This is a genomic window from Bradyrhizobium sp. USDA 4454 (genome assembly GCF_054822705.1).
This window is the reverse complement of the sequence record NZ_JBTRCN010000001.1, coordinates 7492493-7512592: the sequence shown is the minus strand read 5'-3', so window position 1 is coordinate 7512592 and position 20100 is coordinate 7492493. Positions and strand designations below refer to the sequence as shown.

Genomic DNA, 20100 nt, shown 5'->3' with positions numbered 1-20100 from the left:
CGGGCCTAGCTCGCGGCTTCCAGCCGTTCCTCGGTGAGCAGGCGCGTCGCGGCGTCGGCGTCCATCGGCTCGCCGAAGGCAAAGCCCTGCGCGTATTCGCAGCCGAGCTGGTAGAGCTCGACGGCGTCCGAATCGGTCTCGGCGCCTTCCGCGACCACGTCCATGCCGAGGTCGTGCGCCAGCGCGATGATCGATTTCAGGATCACCGGGCGGGTGCCGCGGCTGGTGGTGCGGACGAAGGACTGGTCGATCTTGATGGTGTCGAACGGGAAGCGCTGCAGATAGGACAGCGAGGAGTGGCCGGTGCCGAAATCGTCGAGCGACAGCCCGGTGCCGAGCTCGCGGATCCGCGCCAGCATCTGGGCGGCGTGCTCCGGATTCTCCATGACCAGCGATTCCGTCAGCTCCAGCTTCAGCGTGCCGCGCGCCACCGAGGAGCGCGACAGCACGGTGCGGATGTCGTGGATCAGGTCGTGGCGCAGCAACTGCCGCGAGGAGACGTTGACCGAGGCGAAGATCGGCTCGCGGGCGCGCATCGCGCGCTGCCACACCGCGAGCTGGCGTGCGGTCTGGTCCATCACGAACATGCCGAGATCGACGATTAGGCCGGTCTCCTCGGCGACGGTGATGAACTCCGACGGCGACATCCGGCCGAGCTTCGGATGATCCCAGCGCGCCAAGGCCTCGAAGCCGGCGATCGCGCGATCCTCCAGCCGCACGATCGGTTGGTACAGGATTGTGATCTCCTGGCGCTCGATGGCGCGGCGCAGGTCGCTCTCCAGGGTCAGGCGGTCGGTCTTGCGCGCCCGCATCGCCGGCTTGTAGACGTCGATGCGGTCGCCGCCGATCCGCTTCGAGTGATACATCGCAAGCTCGGCGTCCTTGATGATCTCGTCGGTGAGCGGCGCGGCCGGATCGGACAGCGCCAGGCCGATCGAGGCGGTCAGGAAGATCTCGCGGTCGTTGAAGGCGATCGGCGCGCGGATGGTCTTGCGGATGGTCTCGGCGAAATTGGTGATCCGCGCCGGGTCCTGCTCCGACAGCAGGATCAGGCCAAACTGGTCGCCAGCCATCCGCGCCAGCGTGTCCTGCGGCTTGAGGATGCGGGTCAGGCGCCGCGCGAGCGTCAGCAGGATGGAATCGCCGACCGCAATCCCGACGGAATCGTTGACCTGCTTGAAGCGGTCGAGGTCGATCACCATCAAGGTCGGCCGCAGGTTCGGCATGGTCTTGGCGAGATTGGCCACCGCGCTGAGGCGATCCATGAACAGCTTGCGGTTGGGCAGGCCGGTCAGATTGTCGTGCACGGAGTCGTGCAGCATCCGCTCTTCGGAATTCTTGAACTCGGTGACGTCGGTCAAGGTGCCGACCACGCGCGAGACCTCGCCGTCGGAGCCGACCACCGGCCGCGCCTTCAGCGCGAACCACATGAAGTGGCCGTCGGGCGTGCGCAGCCGGAAATCCTGCACCAGGCGGCCGCGGCGCTGGTCGAGCACGCTGTCGAGCGCGGCGCGGAAGCGGTCCTGGTCGAGCGGGTGCAGCACCTCGAGCCATTTCGCCGCGGGGCCTTCCAGCGTGCCGCGCTTCAGCCCGAGCAGGGCTTCGGTCTCCGGGCTGGTGAACACCTTGTCGGCGGAGACGTCCCAGTCCCAGATCAGGTCGCCTGAGCCGGTCAGCGCCAGCGCGCGGCGCTCGACGTCGGAGACCACGCCGGTGGTGGCGCCGCCGCCGGCGAAAGCGTGCTGCATCACCGTGAATCCGATCAGCATCACGATCAGCACCAGGCCGCCGAGCAGCGCGGGACCGACGATGTCGTTCGTGACCGAGCCGGCAACCGTCATGCCGGCCGCGACCACCCAGACCACCAGCAGGAACCAGGTCGGGATCAGCAGCACCGCGCGGTCGAAGCCGTGGGTCGAGAGATAGACGATCAGCGCGAAGCCGGCGAAGGCGATCATGACCAGCGACATCCGCGCGATGCCGGAGGCGACCGCGGGATCGAACAGCGCCAGCGCCACCAGCGAGCCGAGGAACACCAGCCAGCCGATCGTGATGTGCGAGTAGCGCACGTGCCAGCGGCTGAGATTGAGATAGGCGAACAGGAACACCAGGAGCGTCGCCGCGAGGATCGCCTCGCCCGCCGCGCGCCAGACGCGCTCGGCGTTGTTCGACATGTCGAGCACCTTGCCCCAGAACCCGAAGTCGACGCCGATATAGACCAGCACCGCCCAGGCCAGCGCTGCGGCGGCCGGGAACATGATGCTGCCCTTGACCACAAACAAGATCGTGAGCACCAGCGCGAGCAGGCCCGAGATGCCGATCACGATGCCCTGGTACAGCGTGAACGAGTTGACCTTGTCCTTGTAGGCGTCGGGTTCCCACAGATAGAGCTGCGGCAGCTTGTCGGTGCGCAGCTCCGCGACATAGGTGACGACCGCGCCAGGATCGAGCGTGATGCGGAACACGTCGGCGGTCGGGCTTTCCTGCCGCTCGGGACGATCGCCGACCGACGGCGTGATGGTGGCGATGCGCGACAGGCCGAGGTCGGGCCACAACAGGCCCGACGACACGATGCGATAATGCGGCGCGACGATCAGGCGGTCGAGCTGGTCGTCGGTGTTGTTGGCGAGCGCGAACACCACCCAGTTCTGGCCGCCTTCGCGGGCGCGCACCTCGATGCGGCGCACGATGCCGTCGGTTCCCGGAGCGGTGGAGACCTGGATGCGGTCGGTTTCACTGCGCTGATGGTCGAGCACCGCCGTGAGGTCGATCGCCGGTGCGTCGCTGCGCACGCTCACCGCGTCGATCGCATACGCGGCAGGCGCAGCAGCAAACATCATGAGGCCCAGCGCCAGCAGCGCAAGGCACCTGATCGGACGCAATGTCAGTACTCCGCGATCGACAAACTGCCCGGGCCCGGCGACCGGCCCGGATGTGGCGCGATAAATGACACGAAAGCGAAGGGAATCAAAGGGTTTCCGCCCCTGCTTCCGCTGTGAGAGTTAAACCACCAACACAATTTTGCCAATATGTTCGCTGGTCTCCATGCGCCGGTGCGCGTCGGCGGCCTTTTCCAGCGGGAATGTGCTGTCCATCAGCGGTTTGACGCGGCCCTCGCGCAGCAACGGCAGCACCTTGGCCTCGATCGCCGCGACCATCGCCGCCTTGTCCGCATTACTACGGGGGCGCAGAGTCGAGCCGGTGTGGTGCAGCCGCTTGACCATCAGCTTGGCGAAATTGGCTGACGCCTTCGGTGTTCCCGACAGGAACGCGATCTGCACGATGCGACCCTCGACGGCGGCGGCATCGTAGTTCCGATCGATATAGTCGCCGCCGACCATGTCGAGGATCACATCGGCCCCGTTGCCGCCGGTTGCCTTCTTCACCGCCTCGACGAAATCCTCGGTCTTGTAATTGACCGCGTGATCGGCGCCGAGCTTGCGGCAGGCATCGGCCTTGTCCTGCGAGCCGACGGTGACGATCACCTTGGCGCCGAACGCCTTGGCAAGCTGGATCGCCATCGTGCCGATGCCCGACGAACCGCCGTGGATCAGCAATGTCTCGCCGGCTTGCAGCGCGCCGCGCTCGAACACATTGTGCCACACGGTCATCAGCGTTTCCGGGATCGCGCCGGCTTCCTGCATCGACAGTGAGGGCGGCACGGTCATCGCCTGCGCGTCCTGCGCGATGCAATATTGCGCGTAGCCGCCGCCGGCGACCAGCGACATCACCTTGTCGCCGATCTTGTGCTTGGCACCTTCGCCGAGCGCGACCACTTCGCCCGCGATCTCGAGGCCGGGCAGGTCGCTGGCGCCGGGCGGCGGCGGATAGGAGCCGGAGCGCTGCGCGACGTCGGGGCGATTGACGCCGGCGGCCGCGACCTTGACCAGGATCTCGCCGGCCTTCGGCACCGGCACCGCGCGGGTCTCGGGCACCAGCACCTCCGGGCCACCGGGCTTGCTGATGGCGACGACGGTCATTTGCGCGGGCAGGTTTGGCATGGTTCGTCCCTGGTCGGTGGAGAGGATCGGCGATGGCATACCGCCTTTTCCGCCGGAGCGAAACGCCATTAAGCCCCGAACCGGGCCGTCAGATGCGCGGCTTTTTCAGGGCTGATTTTCTCGACCGGCGGGGGAAGCCGCGCGGCCGGAGTGAGCCATTGCGCCAGCGTGGCGCGGATGCGCGTCGGATGTTGCACGCACGCCAAAGTCACTGCAAAATTCTCCTGCGCGCGGATATTCACATCGCCGGGAGGATACATGCCGATTGAGGATGAGGACCGGCCGCGGAAGAAGATCAGTCACGAGATCGGACAGGATCTCTCGCTGCTGTCGGTCGAGGAATTGACCGAGCGCATCGCGCTGCTCACCGCCGAAGTCGATCGCCTGAAGGAGGCGATGACCAAGAAGCGTGCGTCGAAGGATGCCGCGAACGCGTTCTTCAAGTCGTAGCCGGCGACATCACATCGCTTCATAGCCCGGATGGAGCGAAGCGCAATTCGGGGCTGCGCTGTCCGGGGTTGGAGCGGCCCCGATTTCGCTGCGCTTCATCCGGGCCTCCGAGCGCCACGCATTCGCGTGCTCCGGCCGCCTGTCCCAAACTAGGTCAATGGCCGACATGGCAAACAAAGCCTGAAGAAATTCGTTCATTTACGATCGGTTAAGCTTTCTCGATTATGACTGCATTGTCCTCGTTTGGACACCGAGTGGCTCCTGTCCACTCTGTTTGACGCCTCCCTGTTATCAACTTCAAAGCCGCCGGAAACGGCGGCTCTTTTTTGTTGCGTCCGCGGCTGGAAACCATAAATCCGGTTGCGGCTGGACTCTTCGGCGCGCCCGCGCAATGATTTGTTCATCATAAGCTGGCGCGTGAGATGCCAGCGGGCGTTACGATGGTGTGAGGGCGTTAACCATGGCCGATCGTTCCCAGAACGAAGCCGGGCTTGTGCTGTTCAGCGAACGGCTGACCAATTCTGCGGCATTCGGCGTGCTGTTCCGGGAAGGCATGGACCTGGTCGAGCAGACCGCCGCCTATCTCGACGGCGACGGACGCACCGAGGCCAAGGCGCTGGAACGGTCCGTCAGCCTGACCTATGCCACCGAAAGCATGCGGCTGACCACGCGGCTGATGCAACTCGCCTCCTGGCTGCTGCTGCATCGCGCGGTCAAGGAAGGCGAGATGACGCTGACCCAGGCCAATCGCGAGAAGACCAAGGTGAAGCTGTCGGCCGCCGATCCCGGCCCGGCCGACATGGTGATGAAGCTGCCGGAGCAATTGCAGCAGCTGATCGCCCGCTCGATGGATCTGCAGGCCCGCGTCCGCCGCCTCGACACCACGATCCACGCGCCGGCGCCGGATCGCTCGTCGATCGGCAACCCGCTGGTGCCGCAGCTCAACCGGCTGAAGGCTGCGTTCGAGCAGTAAGGCCGTTTACGCCCGCGTCGTCAAAGTCGAGAGCTGATCCGTGTCGTAGCGGTTTCTAAGATCAGCAAGCGTCTCGGGATCCGGCGCACCCCGCGCTGTAAGTTTCGCGAGCTCTTCGAAATAGTGTTCGTGGCCGGGCGGGGAAACGGTCATCAGCACGCGCGCCGGTTTCTCGCTGACATTGGTAATGTTGTGAGGCACCCCCGGCGGGATGAACAGATAGGTGCCGGGCGTTGCATGGATCGTGCGGTCGCCGACGTGCCACTCGCACTCGCCGTCGATCAGGTAGAAGGTTTCCTCCTGAATCCGGTGAACGTGTCGGCCTGTGGCGAACCCTGCCGGGATCGTCCAGTCGAACATGCTGGTGTACTTGGTGTTCGCGCCGGTGACGAGGAAGACCATGGGATGACCGCGCAGCATGACCCCGTTCTTCTCATCGGGCATACGAATGATGGCATCGGCCATGCGATCCTCCACTGAGCAGGCGCCTACGCCCGGCAGGCACGTGTGCAACATCGGCCATCGGGTTCCGGAAGTCCTGAATCCCTTCCTAAAAATCTGCTAAATTCGCCGGATGACAGCCGGGGACGACATCTACCAGTTCGGCCCGTTCCGCCTCGATGCGAAGGCGGGCATCCTCTACCGATGCGCCGAGCCGACCATGCTTGGGCAGCGTGCTGTCGCCCTGCTCCGCCGGCTGCTCGAAAACGCCGGCGTGCCGGTGTCAAAAGACGCGCTGATCGAGGCCGGCTGGGGCGGATTGGCCGTCTCCGATAACAATCTGACGGTTCAGATTGCAGCCCTGCGCCGGGTGCTGGCGGAGGCCGCGGATGCCGATAGTTGGATCGAGACGTTGCCGCGGCGCGGCTATCGGTATGTCGGACCGGCCGTCACCAAGGGCTTCGATTCGGCGGTCGGTCGCGTCGCATCGACACCGGCACTGCCCGAAAAGCCGTCGATCGCCGTTCTGCCGTTCTCGAACCTGAGCGACGATCCGGAGCAGCAGTACTTCGCCGACGGGATGGTCGACGATATCATCACCGGTCTCGCCCGCATCAACTGGCTTTTCGTGATCGCGCGAAACTCGACCTTCACCTACAAGGGCCGCGCCGTAGACGTGAAGCAGGTCGGTCGCGAACTCGGCGTGCGGTATGTCCTGGAAGGCAGCGTGCGGAAGGCTGGCGATCATGTGCGCGTGACCGGCCAGATGATCGATGCATCGACCGGCGCGCACGTTTGGGCTGAGCGCTACGACGGCAGTTCCCACGATATCTTCGCGCTTCAGGATGAGATCGCGCTGTCGGCGGTGGGTGCGATTGCGCCGAGCGTGCGGAAAGCCGAGATTGAACGCGTCAGGCGGAAACGGCCGGACAGTCTGGATGCTTATGATCTCGTGCTGCGGGCTCAGCCGGACGTCGATTCAGGCATGCCTGAGCAGGTGACGCGAGCGCTAGCGCTTCTTGACCGCTCGATCGCACTCGAGCCCACTTATGCGCTTGCACATGGCAATGCCGCGATGTGTCACCATTGCTTGTTCCTCCGCGCCGGTCTGCAAGAGGTCAATCGTGCTGCATCGATCCGTCACGCCCGATCGGCCATCGCCTATGGACAGGACGACGCGCTTGCCCTCACATGGGCCGGGTTTTCCATCGGCATGGATGAGCACGATCGCGCTGCTGCATTCGCGGCATTGGAAGCTGCTCTCGCCCTCAGCCCGTCATCCGCGCTGACCTACATTCTCGGCAGCGTGATTCTCGGATGGGGCGGCGAGGCAGAACGGGCAATCGAATGGAGCAGCAAGGGTATGCGGCTAAGTCCCTTCGATTCCTGGGTGTGGGCGGCGTTTGATGCGCAGGCAATGAGTCACTTGTTGCGCGGCCGCTACGACGAAGCCTGTCGCGCGGCCTACAGGTCCGTTCAAGCCAATCCGACACACAGCATCACTTACGTGCAATTGGCGGCTGCGCTGGCCAAGCTGGGCCGGTTGGATGAGGCGCGGGCGGCAGCGACGCGCGTGCTCGAGCTTCAACCCGCCTTTCGCTACAGCCGTCAGTTTGCGGGCGTGAACTGTGCGCCCGCGCTTGCGGAAGCGCTTGGCAGCGCGTTGCGGGCAGCGGGGCTGCCAGAATAGTGCGGCGTACAATTCGCTATGCCGTTGCGGCCGGCGGCGGTCCGCCGAGACAGCGTCATATGAGCGAAAGTGGCTCTTATCATAGACCGCTTCGGCGCTATTGTGTGAGCCATAGCTGACGCGATTTGCCAGGAGGCAGCCATGTACCTGCCGCCGCATTTCAAGATGGAAGAACTCGGCGCGATCCACGCCGCCATGCAGGCGTCGCGGCTGGCGACGCTGGTCACCGCCACCGCCGACGGGCTGATCGGCAACCCGCTGGTGCCGCAGCTCAACCGGCTGAAGGCTGCGTTCGAGCAGTAATCGAAATCAGCGTGAAGCGCCGGCACGGCGTGGCTTGCCCCGCCGTGACAGCGCGTGCTCATCCATCACGCGCCGCAGCCTGATCGCCGCTGCCGCCAGCTCCTCCGGCTCAAACCCGCCGAAGCCGAGCATCAGGCCGGGCCGCGCGGCTGCCTTGTACATCGATGAAATCGGCCGCACCACGATGCCGTCGGCGAGCGCTGATTTCGCCAGTTGCACATCGTCGAAGCGCGGCGGCAGCCACAGCAACAGATGCATGCCCTGGTCGCTCGGCTGCAGCGTGACGTCATCGGGCATGTGTCGTTCGAGCGCCGCGATCAGTGTCGCGCGCCGCGCGGCATAGACGCCGCGAATCCGCCGGATATGCGCCTCGAAGAGACCTTCGCGCATATAGGCTGCCAGCACGTGCTGGTCGGCGGTCGGCGAATGCCGGTCGAGCAGGGCGCGTGCGCCGGCGAAGGCGTCGATCAGCGGCAGCGGCGCCACGACGTAACCGAGCCGCAGCGAGGGGAACAGCACCTTGCTCAAGGTGCCGAGATAGATCACGCGCGACGGCGCGAGGCCCTGCATCGACGGGAAGGGATGGCCGGCATAGCGCAGCTCGCTGTCGTAATCGTCCTCGACGATCCAGGCCTCGCGGCGCTTGGCCCACGCCACCAGCGCGTTGCGGCGGGCCATGCTCAAGGGCATGCCGAGCGGATATTGATGCGACGGCGTCACGAATGCCGCGCGTGCATTGGGACACGCGGCGATCGCGGCCTCGACGTCGATGCCTTGCGCATCGACCACAACGCGCGTGGTGACGAGATCGAGATCGTCGAGCACTGCGGTCATGCCGGGATAGGCCGGATCCTCGGCCCACACCCGATCGCCTGACGACAGCAGCACGCGGCCGGCGAGATAAAGGCCCTGCTGCGTGCCGGCCGTGATCACGACCTGCCCGGGCTCGCAATGCACCGCGCGGGATTTGCGCACATAGTCGGCGATCGCTTGCCGCAGCTCCATCAGGCCGCGCGGATCGCCGTAGCTCGCAGGCGCCGCCGCGCGCGATGCCCGCACCCGGTTGCCGAGCCGGCGCCAATTGTCGTCAGGGGCGACCGCGCCGCCGGGGACCGCAATCGCAAACGGGATTTCGGGCATCGGCGTGAAGGCCGCCGCCACCTCGGCAAGCCGCATCGCGCGCGGCGGCAGCTGGATCGGCGCGGGCTTGTCGGGACTGCGGCCGGCCGGCCGGACCGGCCGTGCTTGCGCGGCAAGTGTCGGTGCAACGCTTGTGCCGGCGCCGATCTGCGCTTCCAGATAGCCCTCGGCCTGCAATTGTGCGAAGGCTTCCGCGACGGTGCCGCGCGCGACGCCGAGCGAGGCCGACAGCGCGCGCGTCGACGGCAGCAATTCTCCGGCCTTCAATTCGCCGTTGGCGATCGCCTCCCGCAGCGCCTGCGCGATCTGCCGTCCGACCTGTCCGGCGGCGCGGTCGACCGCGCCGAGCGAGGGGATGCTGATCGTGGCACGAAGGCGGGACATAGTGGACCAATCAATATGATCGGAAGTGGCCCTTATCATAGGCCACTTCGGCGCTATTGTGCGAGCAGCAATTGATGAGGTCTGTCATGTACCTGCCGCCGCATTTCAAGATGGAAGAACTCGGCGCGATCAACGCCGCCATGCAGGCGTCGCGGCTGGCGACGCTGGTCACCGCCACCGCCGACGGGCTGATCGGCACCCCGCTGCCGCTGATGCTCAACGAGAACGAGGGCGCGTACGGCACGCTGTATGGTCACGTCGCGCGGCCCAATCCGCAGTGGAAGCTGCCGGCGACCGGCGAGGCGATGGCGATCTTCATGGGCCCCGACGCCTATGTGACGCCGTCCTGGTATGTGACCAAGGCCGAGCACGGCAAGGTGGTGCCGACCTGGAATTACCTCGCCGTGCACGCCTATGGCGCGGCCGAGTTTTTCGAGGATGCCGATCGCCTGCTCGATGTCGTGACCCGGCTGACCTCGCTGCACGAGAGTTCGCGCAAGGAGGTCTGGCAGGTCAGCGACGCGCCCGCCGATTTCATCAAGGCGCAGCTTCGCGGCATCGTTGGCGTGCGGATGCCGATCACGCGCATCGACGCCAAGAAGAAGATGAGCCAGAACCGCAAGCTTGAGGATCGCGCCGGCGTGATCGCGGGGCTCGGCGAAAGCGATAATCCGGTCGATCGCGAAGTCGCGGCGATGATCCCGGCGAACTAAGTTGCTCTAACCAAAGTGCAGTCTGTCATTGCGAGGAGCGACAGCGACGAAGCAATCCATCCATCGGCATATGCGGGTAGATGGATTGCTTCGCGGAGCCTGTCATCGGGCGCGCGTTCGCGCGACCCGTTGGCTCGCAATGACGGCGGAGGAAGTTGCGCTCGCCCAACCCCTTCAGAGATCGACGCCCGCACATGGAATTGTATCTCGCCTTTGCGATCACCACCGCGACCTTCGCGTTGATCCCGGGCCCAGCCATGCTCTATGCCGCAGCCCGTACGCTCGCGGGCGGCAGGCGCGCGGGACTGATGGCCTCGCTCGGCCTGCATCTCGGCGGCTATGTCCACGTCATCGCCGCGGCCGCTGGCGTCGCGCTGCTGTTTCATGCAGTGCCGCCGTTGTTTACAGCGATGAAGCTCGCCGGCGCGGCCTATCTGGTCTGGCTCGGGCTGTCGCTGTTTCGCGACCGCGATCCAACGAAACGCCCCGAGCTGGCGCCGCTCTCCGCCGAGCGCGCCTTCGCGCAGAGCATCGTCGTCGAGGTGCTCAATCCGAAGACCGCGATCTTCTTCCTGGCGTTCCTGCCGCAGTTCGTCGATGCGTCGGCCTGCGTTCCGGTCTGGGCCCAGCTGTTCCTGCTCGGCACCATCGTCAACCTGGCCTTCTCGGCGGTCGACATCGTCTGCGTGTTCTTCGCCAGCGCGGTGATGTCGAAGCTGGAGCGCTCGCGCGCGTCGCAACGGATCATGCAGCGGATCGGCGGCAGCATCCTGGTCGCGCTCGGCGCGCGGCTCGCGTTCGGGGATCGTTAGGGTTAGCCATTGTTCAACAGCGTGACAACGTCCACTCAACGCTTCGTCGCCGGCGCTTCGAACGACATCGGCAGGCCGGCGCCTGTTATCGATCCCGGAAATGGCCGGTCAACGGTAGAAATATCCTCAACCCTCGGTAGCGCAACTCGCGATCTATGCTACCGTGCCCTTCTCGGGACGGCTGTTCCGTCCCGGCTTTGGGAGGGCATGTCATGAGATTGTCGTCAGGCTTTGTCGCGCCTTCAGCTGCCGCCGTCTTGTCGATCGTGTTGCTGTGCGGCCCGGCCGCGTCGCAAACCGATTCCGCAAAGCCGCTTCCGTCCATCACGGTCGAGGCGCCCAAGCCGGCGGCACGGCCAAATCGCCCGACGCAGGCGGCGACCATGGGGGTACCGCACCGCAGATCGCGAACCGCCCAGACGAGATCGTCAACCGCGCGCCCGCCGGCGCCGGCACCGGATACGGTGCTGGGCAGGATTGCCGCGCTGGAGAAAGTCGCCAGCAATTGCAACGGTGGTTGCGAGTCGAGCATGCCGCACGGCAAGGACCCCTGGGTCGGCTGCAGCGAGTCGGCGGGCGGCCAAGCACATGGACCGTTCTCGACAACGTGCCGGGACAACCTGACCTACAAATCCTATGTCGATTGCGTCGAGACCAAATGGTTCCTGGGTGAGTACCGAAACAGGGCCTGGTGGCTTTGCAGCAGCCTGCAGGCCGCGGAGAAGTTCAAGGTCGCCGAACTGAAGCGAGCAAGACATCCGCGCTAAAGCATGATCCGGAAGAGTGCGAAGCGGTTTTCCGAAGAGATCCTACAGACTGCGCGAGCAATTGCTTGCGACGGGTGCGACAAAACAACCCGACGGGCAACTCAACAAAACGCGTCAAGGCCCTGCAGCAAAAATATTTCGCTTTATCCGAAGAGCAACTCAGTGTATGAATTTCCCCGTCTCGCCCGACACGAGGGGCGCTTCGCGGTCGTCACGAACGCGGGTCGAGATGCGGTGGACGCTGCGCGTGGCCTGACGAGAGCACGCAAGGCGGACGGCGAAGTCGTGCAGGCCTGACGCCCTAGCGGTAGGTGTCTTTTCGGATTGCGCAATTGCGCGTCGCGAAGACGGTGACAACAAAGCCCAGTCTCGCCGGGGAGAGCACGTATAAGCCGTAACCCATCGCGCAGGGAAAGCCGGATTGCTCCGGTTACACCTGTGGTCCTACCCCCGAGCTTTCTACCCTTTTGCTCGGGGCCCATGGGTGCGATCGGCACCCGGCTTTCCCTGCGCCCTCTGCTGATGGAGAGGGCGGAACGAAAGAGCAAAGCTCGGGCAATCATGTCGCGAGAACGCGCGAGTATGACTCACCGGCCGCGCAACACATTCGCTGTCGTCCCGGCGAAGGCCGGGACCATTACCCCAAATCTCAATTGTTGCGCGATGCTGGGGCCACAGCTTTCCTCACCAACTCAACCCTGTGGTTATGGGTCCCGGCCTTCGCCGGGACGACAGCGTGGAGGGAGTGGCGCGCTTGCCCATCCAACCAATCCGGCCCGCCCCCCCAAGAACAAAAACGCCCCCGAGACGGAGGCGTTTTGCGTTCGACCATGAGGGCGATCCCGAAGCGGACTTTAGTCCTTCTTGAGGAAGCCCGAAAACTTCTTCTGGAAGCGTGAGACGCGGCCGCCGCGGTCCATCAGCTGCTGGGTGCCGCCGGTCCAGGCCGGGTGCGACTTGGGGTCGATGTCGAGGTTCAGCGTGTCGCCTTCCTTGCCCCAGGTGGAGCGGGTCAGGTACTCGGTGCCGTCGGTCATGACGACCTTAATCGTATGATAATTCGGATGAATATCGGCTTTCATGACAGTTCCTTCGGCGCGCCGGCGCCCATCTCAAGACATTCAGGTACGGGATTTGGCCGGCTCTATAACCCATGGAGCCCCCCAAAACAAGCCGGGAAAGGGAGCTTAAGCCCATCACCGGATTGGGACTTTACCGGATTTGCCAGCCGGGGGTCGGCGGGCCTATGTGAGGGGCGATAGAACCGGTCTAGATTGATGAGCATAGCCGAACAGCTTGAGACCCCTCGCGGCAACGCGCAGCCGCCGCGCGACGCGTTGCTCGATGAGCAAGCCTTCATCGAGAGCCAGCTCACGGAGCCGGCGAAGAGCCGCGCCCGCCTGCGGCCGCTGCTTGCGCTCGCGCCCTATGTCGCGCGCTACAAGGGGCGGGCGACCCTGGCGCTGATCTCGCTGACCATCGCGGCGATCACCACGCTGATCGTGCCGGTCGCGGTGCGGCGGATGATCGACATGGGCTTCACGCCCGAAGGCATCGCGATGATCAACAGCTATTTCAGCGTGATGATCGCGGTGGTCGCGGTGCTCGCCGGTGCCAGCGCCTCGCGCTACTACCTGGTGATGACGATCGGCGAGCGCATCGTCGCCGATATCAGGCGCGACGTGTTCGCGCACCTGATCTCGCTGTCGCCCTCGTTCTTCGATTCCGCACGCTCCGGCGAACTGGTGTCGCGGCTCACCGCCGACACCACCCAGATCAAGTCCGCGGTCGGCGCGTCGGTGTCGATCGCGCTGCGCAACCTGATGCTGTTCTTCGGCGCCGCGGCGATGATGGTGATCACGAGCCCAAGGCTGTCCGGTTTCGTGCTGCTCGCGATCCCGATCATCGTGATTCCGCTGGTGGCGTTCGGCCGCTGGGTGCGGCGGCTGTCGCGCACTGCCCAGGATACGCTGGCCGATGCCAGCGCCTATGCGAGCGAGCTGGTCAACGCGATCCGCACCGTGCAGGCCTATACCGGCGAACGGCTCGCCAGGACGCGCTTTGCCGGCGAGGTCGAGCAGGCCTATCAGGCCGCGTGCAGCTCGACCAAAGCGCGCGCGGTGCTGACCCTGATCGTGATCTTCATCGTGTTCGCCAGCGTCGTCGTGATCCTCTGGGTCGGCTCGCATGACGTGCTGGTCGGCACGATCAGCCCGGGCCGGCTTGGCCAGTTCATTCTCTATACGGCGTTCGCGGCGAGCGGCCTCGGCCAGCTCAGCGAGGTCTGGGGCGAGGTCTCGGCCGCGTCGGGCGCTGCCGAGCGGCTGTTCGAGATCCTGCGCGTCAGGCCGCAGATCGCAGCGCCGGCGTCGCCGCGCGCGCTGCCGCAGCCGGCACGCGGCGATGTCGGTTTCGACAATGTCAGCTTCGCCTATCCGACCCGGCCCAATGCGCTTGCGGTCGACGGCGTGTCTTTGCAGGTGCGTTCGGGCGAGAAGGTCGCGATCGTCGGCCCGTCCGGCGCCGGCAAGAGTACGCTGTTCCATCTGCTGCTGCGATTCTACGATCCGAAATCCGGCACCATCTCGCTCGACGGCGTGCCGATCCGGCAGGCCGATCCGGCCGAGCTGCGCGCGCGGATCGCGCTGGTGCCGCAGGATTCCGTGGTGTTCGCCGCGAGCGCCCGCGAGAACATCCGGTTCGGCCGGCCCGATGCCACCGACGCCGAGGTCGAGCGTGCGGCCGATCTTGCGCACGCCACCGAATTCCTGCGCCGCCTGCCTGAAGGCTTCGACGCCCAGCTCGGCGAGCGCGGCGTGACGCTGTCCGGCGGCCAGCGCCAGCGCATCGCGATCGCCCGCGCGATCCTGCGCGACGCGCCGCTGCTGCTGCTTGATGAAGCGACCTCCGCACTCGATGCCGAAAGTGAGACGTTGGTGCAGACCGCGCTCGAGGAATTGATGCGCCACCGCACCACGCTTGTGATCGCGCATCGGCTGGCGACCGTGCTGTCCTGCGACCGCATCCTGGTGATGGACCAGGGCAGGATCGTCGAGCAGGGCACCCATGCCGAGCTGGTCGCCGCGGGCGGCCTCTATGCGCGGCTGGCGCGGCTGCAGTTCGAGGGCATTTGAGCGCGCAAAAAGATCAAGCCGATTGACGCCGCCTTCGCGCATCGCGCGAGAGATGATCGCGCTACACCACGTCGCAACGATCCGGTCGGAGCGTCGCGATGGAAGCGATGCATTTTTGGCTGTTGGCCCGACGTCGGAGGGGACGTAAGCCTTGATTGGAGCGGCCGGCCGGGACCGCGGCTCTGGACAAGGCGGAGAGTGACGAGATGAGTGGTTTGGTGATCAGCGGCGGCCGGGTGGTGGATCCGGCCAGCGGGATGGACGCGGTCGGCGATGTCGCTGTCGTCGACGGCAAGATCGCCGCGGTCGGCACCGGGCTCGGTGGCGCCGAGCGGCAGATCGACGCGACCGGGCTCGTGGTGGCGCCGGGCTTCATCGACCTGCACGCGCATGGCCAGACCATTCCGGCCGACCGCATGCAGGCATTCGACGGGGTCACCACATCGCTCGACCTCGAGGCCGGCGTGCTGCCGGTGGCGTCCTGGTACAAGCGCCAGGCCGAGCAGGGGCGGGTGCTGAACTACGGTGCCGCCGCCAACTGGGCGTTCGCGCGGATCGGCGCGATGACCGGATCCAATTCGGAAAGCTCGCTGGAATCGTTCGGCGCCGCGATGCGCGATCGCCGCTGGATCGAGAACGTCGCGACCGAAAGCGAGGTCGGCGGCATCCTCGAGCGTCTCGCTAATGGATTGAACGAGGGCGGCATCGGCATCGGCATCCTCAACGCCTATGCGCCGGGCGCCGGCGTGCAGGAATTAACCGCGGTGTGCCAGCTCGCCGCCAATCATGCGGTGCCGACCTTCACCCACGTCGCCTACATGTCGCGCATCGACCCCGAGAGCGCGGCCGAGGCCTATATCCGCCTGATCGGCTATGCCGGCGCCACTGGTGCGCATATGCACATCTGCCACTTCAACTCGTCGAGCAAGACCGACATCGAACGCTGTGTCGCGCTGATCGCCAAAGCGCAGGCGCAGGGCCTGCCGATCACGGTGGAAGCCTATCCCTACGGCACCGGCTCGACCGTGCTGGCAGCGACCTTCTTCAGCGATCCGAAGTTCGAGGAGCGCAACGGCCTCGGTTACGATTCGGTGCAGCGTGTGACCGACGGTCACCGTTTCGGCAGCCGCGAGGAGCTGCTCGCTGCGCAAGCCGCAGATCCCTCGGCGCTGGTGCTGTGGCATGTGCTCGATATCGAGAACAATTCGCATCACCGCGACCTGCTCGACATGGCGGTGCTGTATCCGGGCGGCGCGATCGCCTCCGACGCGATGCCGTGGACGCTGTCGGACGGCCGCCCCTACAGCGGCGATGCCTGGCCATTGCCGGATGATGCCACCTCGCATCCGCGTTCTGCGGGCTGCTTCACCCGCTTCATCCGCGAATGGGTGCGCGAGCGCAAGAAGCTGTCGCTGCTCGAGGGCATCCGCAAATGCGCGCTGATCCCGGCCGAGATCCTGTCGGCGAGCACGCCGGCGATGCGTGCCAAGGGCAGGCTGCAGGCGGGTGCCGACGCCGATGTCGTGGTGTTCGACTACGAGACGCTGAGCGATCGCGCGACCTTCTCGGCGATGAACCGTCCGGCAGAAGGCGTGCGCCACCTCGTGGTCAGCGGCCAGCCGCTGATCAATGATGGCGTGCTCGATGTCGCGGCGCGTCCCGGTCGGCCGGTGCGCCGGCCCGTCACCGGGGGCTGAGGTGCCGGTCCCGATCCTGCTGGTCGCGGGCTTTCTCGGGGCGGGCAAGACCACCGTCGTCAACCATCTCTTGGCGCATGCGCAAGGCAAGCGCATCGCCGCCGTGGTGAATGATTTCGGCGCCATCAACATCGACGCCGAGCTGATCGCAGGCAGCAGCGATGGCGTGGTCAGCCTGAGCAATGGCTGCATCTGCTGCACGCTGGAAGGCGACCTGCTGCGCACGCTCGCCAATTTGCTGCGGCGTGATCCGCGTCCCGAATTCATCGTGATCGAGACCAGCGGGATCGCCGATCCCTCGGACATTGTGCGCAATCTGATGGATCCCGTGATCTGGCGGGAGGCGCCGCTGGAGACCGTGCTGTGCGTGGTCGACGCCACGCAGCCGGTGGCCGCGCTGGACGATGCGCTGCTGCGCGCGCAGCTGCGGGCCGCCGATGTGGTGGCGCTGAGCAAGGTCGATCTGGCCGATGCAGCCGCGTGCGCCGCGATCCGCGACGCCGTGCGCGCGGTGCGTCCGGCGGCGGTGATCGTCGATGCGCTGCACGGCGAGGTGCCGACGGAGCTGCTGTTTCCCGCGGATCTCGATCCGGCGCCGCGCGAGACCGCACCGCGACGGCCGGTGTCCGATCGGTTCGAGACGCTGAGCTGGACATCGGAGCGGCCGGTGCGGCTGCCGCGCTTGCAGCAGGCGATCGGCAAACTGGCGCCGAAGCTGGCGCGCGCGAAGGGATTGTTCGAAACGGTCGAGCAGCCCGGACGGCTGACGGTATTTCAACTCGCCGGCGGCCGCGCGACCTTGGCTGCCGGCGGCGTGCCGGCAGCAGGCGTGCCACGCACGCGGATCGTGTTCATCGCCGAGATGGGTGCGCTCTCGCGCGCCGAGATCGATGAGGTGATGCAGGGATGCGTCGAAGCGGAGTGAAGCGGAGTTTCCCGTCATCCTGAGGAGCCGCGAAGCGGCGTCTCGAAGGATGCACGGCCCACCAATTGACAGCCCATCCCGCACCACCTATCGTTTTTGCCGACGGTTCCCTTCGGGGATCAAAAGGGAATGCGGTGCGGGGGTGCCCCAATGCCGCAGCTGTCCCCGCAACTGTAAACGGCGAGCCTTTCGTCAATTTGCCACTGGGCTGTTCAGTCCGGGAAGGCGTCGACAGGCGATGACCCGTGAGCCAGGAGACCTGCCGTCAGTCGTGGTCACACGCGAGCACATCGGGCGGGGGCGTCCTGGTGGGATCGGAGCACTGCCCTTTCGGCAAGGCCCTGTCCGCGTTCGCGGTGACGTGCCACGTTACCGCGAGTCGTTTTCATGTCTCCGTCCGCTCCCGTTGCGCGCAAATGGCGCCTCGGTCTCGTTTGCTCCCTGTCATCGCTGCTGCTGCCGGCCGAAGGCTCAGCACAAACACCGCCACCCACCGCGCTCGATCCGATCGAGGTCGCACCCTCGGCCTCAGCGAAGCCGAAGCCTGCGGCGCGAGGCCAGAACCTGGCGGCGGCGTCGCGGCCGCGCGTCAGACCCGCGCCGTCAGCGGCAGCGGACGGCCCACCGCGTGCTGCAGCGTCGGGCACATCGGGGACGGCATCGCCGACGCTCAACGCCACCACGCAAGGAAGCACCGGCAGCCGCCTCAACCTGACGCCGCTACAGACGCCGGCCAGCGTCGAGATCGTCACGGCGCAGACCATCGCCGAACGCGGCCAGCATAATGTGCTCGATGCCGTTACCCAGAACGCGGCCGGGTTCATCGCAACACCGGCGCCCGGCAATGGCGGCCTGTCATTCAGCACCCGCGGCTTCGCCGGCAGCAACTCGGTGATGACCTTGTATGACGGCACGCGCTTCTATATCGGCTCCGGCACGCTGACGTTCCCCTACGACACCTGGTCGACGCAGCGCATCGAGGTGCTGCGCGGCCCGGCCTCTGTGCTGTACGGCGAAGGCGCGATCGGCGGCGTTATCAACGTGATCCCGAAGAAGCCGCAGAGCACACCTTACAACGAGGCCGAGGTCTCGCTCGACAGCAACATGACGCGGCGGCTTTCGGTCGACAGCGCCGGTCCGGTCAATCCCAATGTGTCCTATCGCATCAACGCCACCGGCAACATGTCGGACGGCTGGGTCGATCGCGACAAGACCGTGAACGCGGTGGTCTCCGCCGCCGTGCGGGTGCAGGCCTCGGACAATCTCGCCTTCACGCTGGCCGAGGATTATGGCGACCGCAGCCCGTCGCGCTATTTCGGCACGCCGCTGGTTGGCGGCGCGATCCAGGACGCGCTGCGCTCCAAGAACTACAACGCATCGGACAGCGCGATCCGCTACCAGGACAGCTGGACCCAGTTCAAGACCGAGTGGGACGTCATCGACGGCATCAAGCTCAACAACACGCTGTATTACCTGACCAGCGAGCGGCACTGGCGCGACATCGAGAACTACACCTGGAATCCGAACACCCGGCTGATCGATCGCACGAGCTATATCGAGATCTTCCACGACCAGGAGCAACTCGGCAACCGGATGGATGCAAGCTTCAGCGGTCATGTGTTCGGGCTCGCGAATCAGTTCGTCGCCGGGTTCGACGTCAACCGGATCGACTTCACCCACACCAACAACTCGCCCTATGGCGGCGCGTCGGCGGTCAATCCTTACGTGTTCGATCCCGGGTCGTTCTTCGCGACCACGACGGCGACCACGCCCGGCTTCAATGCGATGGTCAATCAGTATGCGTTGTTCGCCGAGGATCGTCTGTCGCTGACCGATCAATTGTCGCTCGTGACAGGCGTCAGGTACGACCGCCCCGAAGTCGACCGGACGGACTACAAGACGCCGGCGAACAGTTTTGAGACCACGCTGTCGGGCACCAGCTGGCGCGCTGGCCTCGTCTATGAGCCGATCAAGAACCTCGCGTTCTATGGTCAGTATGCGGTCGGCGTCGATCCGGTCAGCAACCTGATCTCGCTGTCGACCTCGCAGAAGACCTTTCAACTCGCGACCGGTAAGCAGACCGAGATCGGGGTCAAGCAGTCGTTCTGGGGCGGCCGCGGCGAGTGGACGCTGGCGGGCTACGAGATCGTCAAGACCGGCTTGACGATTCCCGATCCGAGCAATCCGACCGCCGGCCTGGCATTGCAGATCGGCCAGCAATCATCCCGCGGCGTCGAAGGCTCGATCGGGCTCGCGCTGAACGACGGCTGGCGCGTCGATGCCAATCTTGCGCTGCTGCGCGCCCGGTACGACAACAACAGCCAGGTGGTCGGCGGCAAGATCGTCAGCTACAACGGCAATGTTCCGGTCAACGTGCCGCAGCAGGTGTCGAACGTCTGGCTGACCTGGGATTTCGCGCCCAACTGGTCGGTCTATGGCGGCGTGCAGATCGTCGGCGCCATGTACTCCGACCTTGCCAACACCCAGTTGCGGCCCGGCTACAACGTCGTCAACGGCGGCATCAGGTGGAAACCGGATGACCGCACCACGGTCGCGTTCCGCGTCTACAATCTGTTCGACAAGGTCTACGCGGTCACCGCGAACGGCACCGGACAGTGGCTGCTCGGCATGCCGCGCACCGCCGAATTGTCCGTCAACGTGAAGTTCTGA

Annotated in this window: 18 protein-coding genes and 1 riboswitch; of the genes, 11 read left to right on the top strand and 7 right to left on the bottom strand. The window is 65.6% G+C overall.

Features of this window, described 5'->3' with window-relative positions; translation table 11 throughout:
- Nucleotides 1-5 precede the first annotated feature (5 nt).
- The 3 genes from ACVIW0_RS34990 to ACVIW0_RS34980 all read right to left on the bottom strand — a co-directional run bounded on the left by ACVIW0_RS34990 (nucleotide 6) and on the right by ACVIW0_RS34980 (nucleotide 4261).
- Nucleotides 6-2882 carry an EAL domain-containing protein gene (locus tag ACVIW0_RS34990; RefSeq protein WP_456750494.1) on the bottom strand — a complete coding sequence of 959 codons (2877 nt, stop codon included), beginning with the start codon at nucleotides 2880-2882 and terminating at the stop codon, nucleotides 6-8.
- Between the two features lie 120 nt (nucleotides 2883-3002).
- Nucleotides 3003-4001: an NAD(P)H-quinone oxidoreductase gene (locus tag ACVIW0_RS34985; protein ID WP_461357513.1), complete on the bottom strand. Its 999-nt coding sequence runs from the start codon at nucleotides 3999-4001 to the stop codon at nucleotides 3003-3005.
- A 68-nt stretch (nucleotides 4002-4069) separates the two neighbouring features.
- Nucleotides 4070-4261 (bottom strand): hypothetical protein, encoded by a 192-nt coding sequence (locus ACVIW0_RS34980; RefSeq protein WP_461356488.1) that lies wholly within the window; start codon nucleotides 4259-4261, stop codon nucleotides 4070-4072.
- On the opposite strand from ACVIW0_RS34980, the gene ACVIW0_RS34975 reads away from it, so the two are divergent.
- Both ACVIW0_RS34975 and rcdA read left to right on the top strand, forming a co-directional pair.
- Nucleotides 4260-4451 carry a DUF1192 domain-containing protein gene (locus ACVIW0_RS34975; RefSeq protein ID WP_076865389.1) on the top strand — a complete coding sequence of 64 codons (192 nt, stop codon included), beginning with the start codon at nucleotides 4260-4262 and terminating at the stop codon, nucleotides 4449-4451. The genes ACVIW0_RS34980 and ACVIW0_RS34975 overlap by 2 nt on opposite strands.
- Before the next feature lie 460 nt (nucleotides 4452-4911).
- Nucleotides 4912-5424: a protease adaptor protein RcdA gene (rcdA, locus tag ACVIW0_RS34970; RefSeq protein WP_461356487.1), complete on the top strand. Its 513-nt coding sequence runs from the start codon at nucleotides 4912-4914 to the stop codon at nucleotides 5422-5424.
- Nucleotides 5425-5430: 6 nt separating this feature from the next.
- On the opposite strand, the gene ACVIW0_RS34965 is transcribed toward rcdA, so the two are convergent.
- Nucleotides 5431-5889: a cupin domain-containing protein gene (locus ACVIW0_RS34965; RefSeq protein ID WP_461356486.1), complete on the bottom strand. Its 459-nt coding sequence runs from the start codon at nucleotides 5887-5889 to the stop codon at nucleotides 5431-5433.
- 109 nt (nucleotides 5890-5998) lie between these two features.
- Here ACVIW0_RS34965 and ACVIW0_RS34960 point away from each other — a divergent pair, with 109 nt between their 5' ends.
- Both ACVIW0_RS34960 and ACVIW0_RS34955 read left to right on the top strand, forming a co-directional pair.
- The gene (locus ACVIW0_RS34960; RefSeq protein ID WP_461356485.1) at nucleotides 5999-7555 is read left to right on the top strand and encodes a winged helix-turn-helix domain-containing tetratricopeptide repeat protein; all 1557 of its coding nucleotides are present in this window, start codon (nucleotides 5999-6001) and stop codon (nucleotides 7553-7555) included.
- Between the two features lie 141 nt (nucleotides 7556-7696).
- Nucleotides 7697-7858: an FMN-binding negative transcriptional regulator gene (locus tag ACVIW0_RS34955; RefSeq protein WP_461356484.1), complete on the top strand. Its 162-nt coding sequence runs from the start codon at nucleotides 7697-7699 to the stop codon at nucleotides 7856-7858.
- A gap of 6 nt (nucleotides 7859-7864) precedes the next feature.
- Here the strand turns inward: ACVIW0_RS34955 and pdxR are convergent, their stop codons facing one another.
- On the bottom strand, nucleotides 7865-9382 hold the full coding sequence (gene pdxR, locus ACVIW0_RS34950; protein WP_461356483.1) for a MocR-like pyridoxine biosynthesis transcription factor PdxR: 1518 nt from the start codon (nucleotides 9380-9382) through the stop codon (nucleotides 7865-7867).
- An 86-nt stretch (nucleotides 9383-9468) separates the two neighbouring features.
- Here pdxR and ACVIW0_RS34945 point away from each other — a divergent pair, with 86 nt between their 5' ends.
- Both ACVIW0_RS34945 and ACVIW0_RS34940 read left to right on the top strand, forming a co-directional pair.
- Nucleotides 9469-10095, top strand: a complete 627-nt coding sequence (locus tag ACVIW0_RS34945) for an FMN-binding negative transcriptional regulator (RefSeq protein ID WP_461357512.1) — start codon at nucleotides 9469-9471, stop codon at nucleotides 10093-10095.
- Between the two features lie 194 nt (nucleotides 10096-10289).
- The gene (locus ACVIW0_RS34940; protein WP_461356482.1) at nucleotides 10290-10907 is read left to right on the top strand and encodes a LysE family translocator; all 618 of its coding nucleotides are present in this window, start codon (nucleotides 10290-10292) and stop codon (nucleotides 10905-10907) included.
- Nucleotides 10908-10992: 85 nt separating this feature from the next.
- On the opposite strand, the gene ACVIW0_RS34935 is transcribed toward ACVIW0_RS34940, so the two are convergent.
- Nucleotides 10993-11439 (bottom strand): hypothetical protein, encoded by a 447-nt coding sequence (locus ACVIW0_RS34935; RefSeq protein WP_461356481.1) that lies wholly within the window; start codon nucleotides 11437-11439, stop codon nucleotides 10993-10995.
- Between ACVIW0_RS34935 and ACVIW0_RS34930 the strand changes: the two genes are divergently transcribed.
- Nucleotides 11438-11674 carry a hypothetical protein gene (locus ACVIW0_RS34930; protein WP_461356480.1) on the top strand — a complete coding sequence of 79 codons (237 nt, stop codon included), beginning with the start codon at nucleotides 11438-11440 and terminating at the stop codon, nucleotides 11672-11674. The two genes, ACVIW0_RS34935 and ACVIW0_RS34930, sit on opposite strands and share 2 nt — an antisense overlap.
- Nucleotides 11675-12528: 854 nt before the next feature.
- Here the strand turns inward: ACVIW0_RS34930 and rpmE are convergent.
- Nucleotides 12529-12756 (bottom strand): 50S ribosomal protein L31, encoded by a 228-nt coding sequence (gene rpmE, locus ACVIW0_RS34925; protein ID WP_016845230.1) that lies wholly within the window; start codon nucleotides 12754-12756, stop codon nucleotides 12529-12531.
- A gap of 195 nt (nucleotides 12757-12951) precedes the next feature.
- Here rpmE and ACVIW0_RS34920 point away from each other — a divergent pair, with 195 nt between their 5' ends.
- The 4 genes from ACVIW0_RS34920 (at nucleotide 12952) to ACVIW0_RS34905 (ending at nucleotide 20100) form a co-directional block, all read left to right on the top strand.
- Nucleotides 12952-14808, top strand: coding sequence for an ABC transporter ATP-binding protein/permease (locus ACVIW0_RS34920; RefSeq protein ID WP_461356479.1), 1857 nt, complete (start codon nucleotides 12952-12954; stop codon nucleotides 14806-14808).
- A gap of 206 nt (nucleotides 14809-15014) precedes the next feature.
- Nucleotides 15015-16505: an amidohydrolase family protein gene (locus ACVIW0_RS34915; RefSeq protein ID WP_461356478.1), complete on the top strand. Its 1491-nt coding sequence runs from the start codon at nucleotides 15015-15017 to the stop codon at nucleotides 16503-16505.
- Nucleotides 16453-17430: a CobW family GTP-binding protein gene (locus ACVIW0_RS34910; RefSeq protein ID WP_461356477.1), complete on the top strand. Its 978-nt coding sequence runs from the start codon at nucleotides 16453-16455 to the stop codon at nucleotides 17428-17430. Before ACVIW0_RS34915 ends, ACVIW0_RS34910 begins: the two co-directional genes overlap by 53 nt.
- An 86-nt stretch (nucleotides 17431-17516) precedes the next feature.
- A riboswitch (cobalamin riboswitch) is annotated at nucleotides 17517-17711 on the top strand.
- Nucleotides 17712-17817: 106 nt separating this feature from the next.
- Nucleotides 17818-20100 carry a TonB-dependent receptor gene (locus ACVIW0_RS34905; RefSeq protein ID WP_461356476.1) on the top strand — a complete coding sequence of 761 codons (2283 nt, stop codon included), beginning with the start codon at nucleotides 17818-17820 and terminating at the stop codon, nucleotides 20098-20100.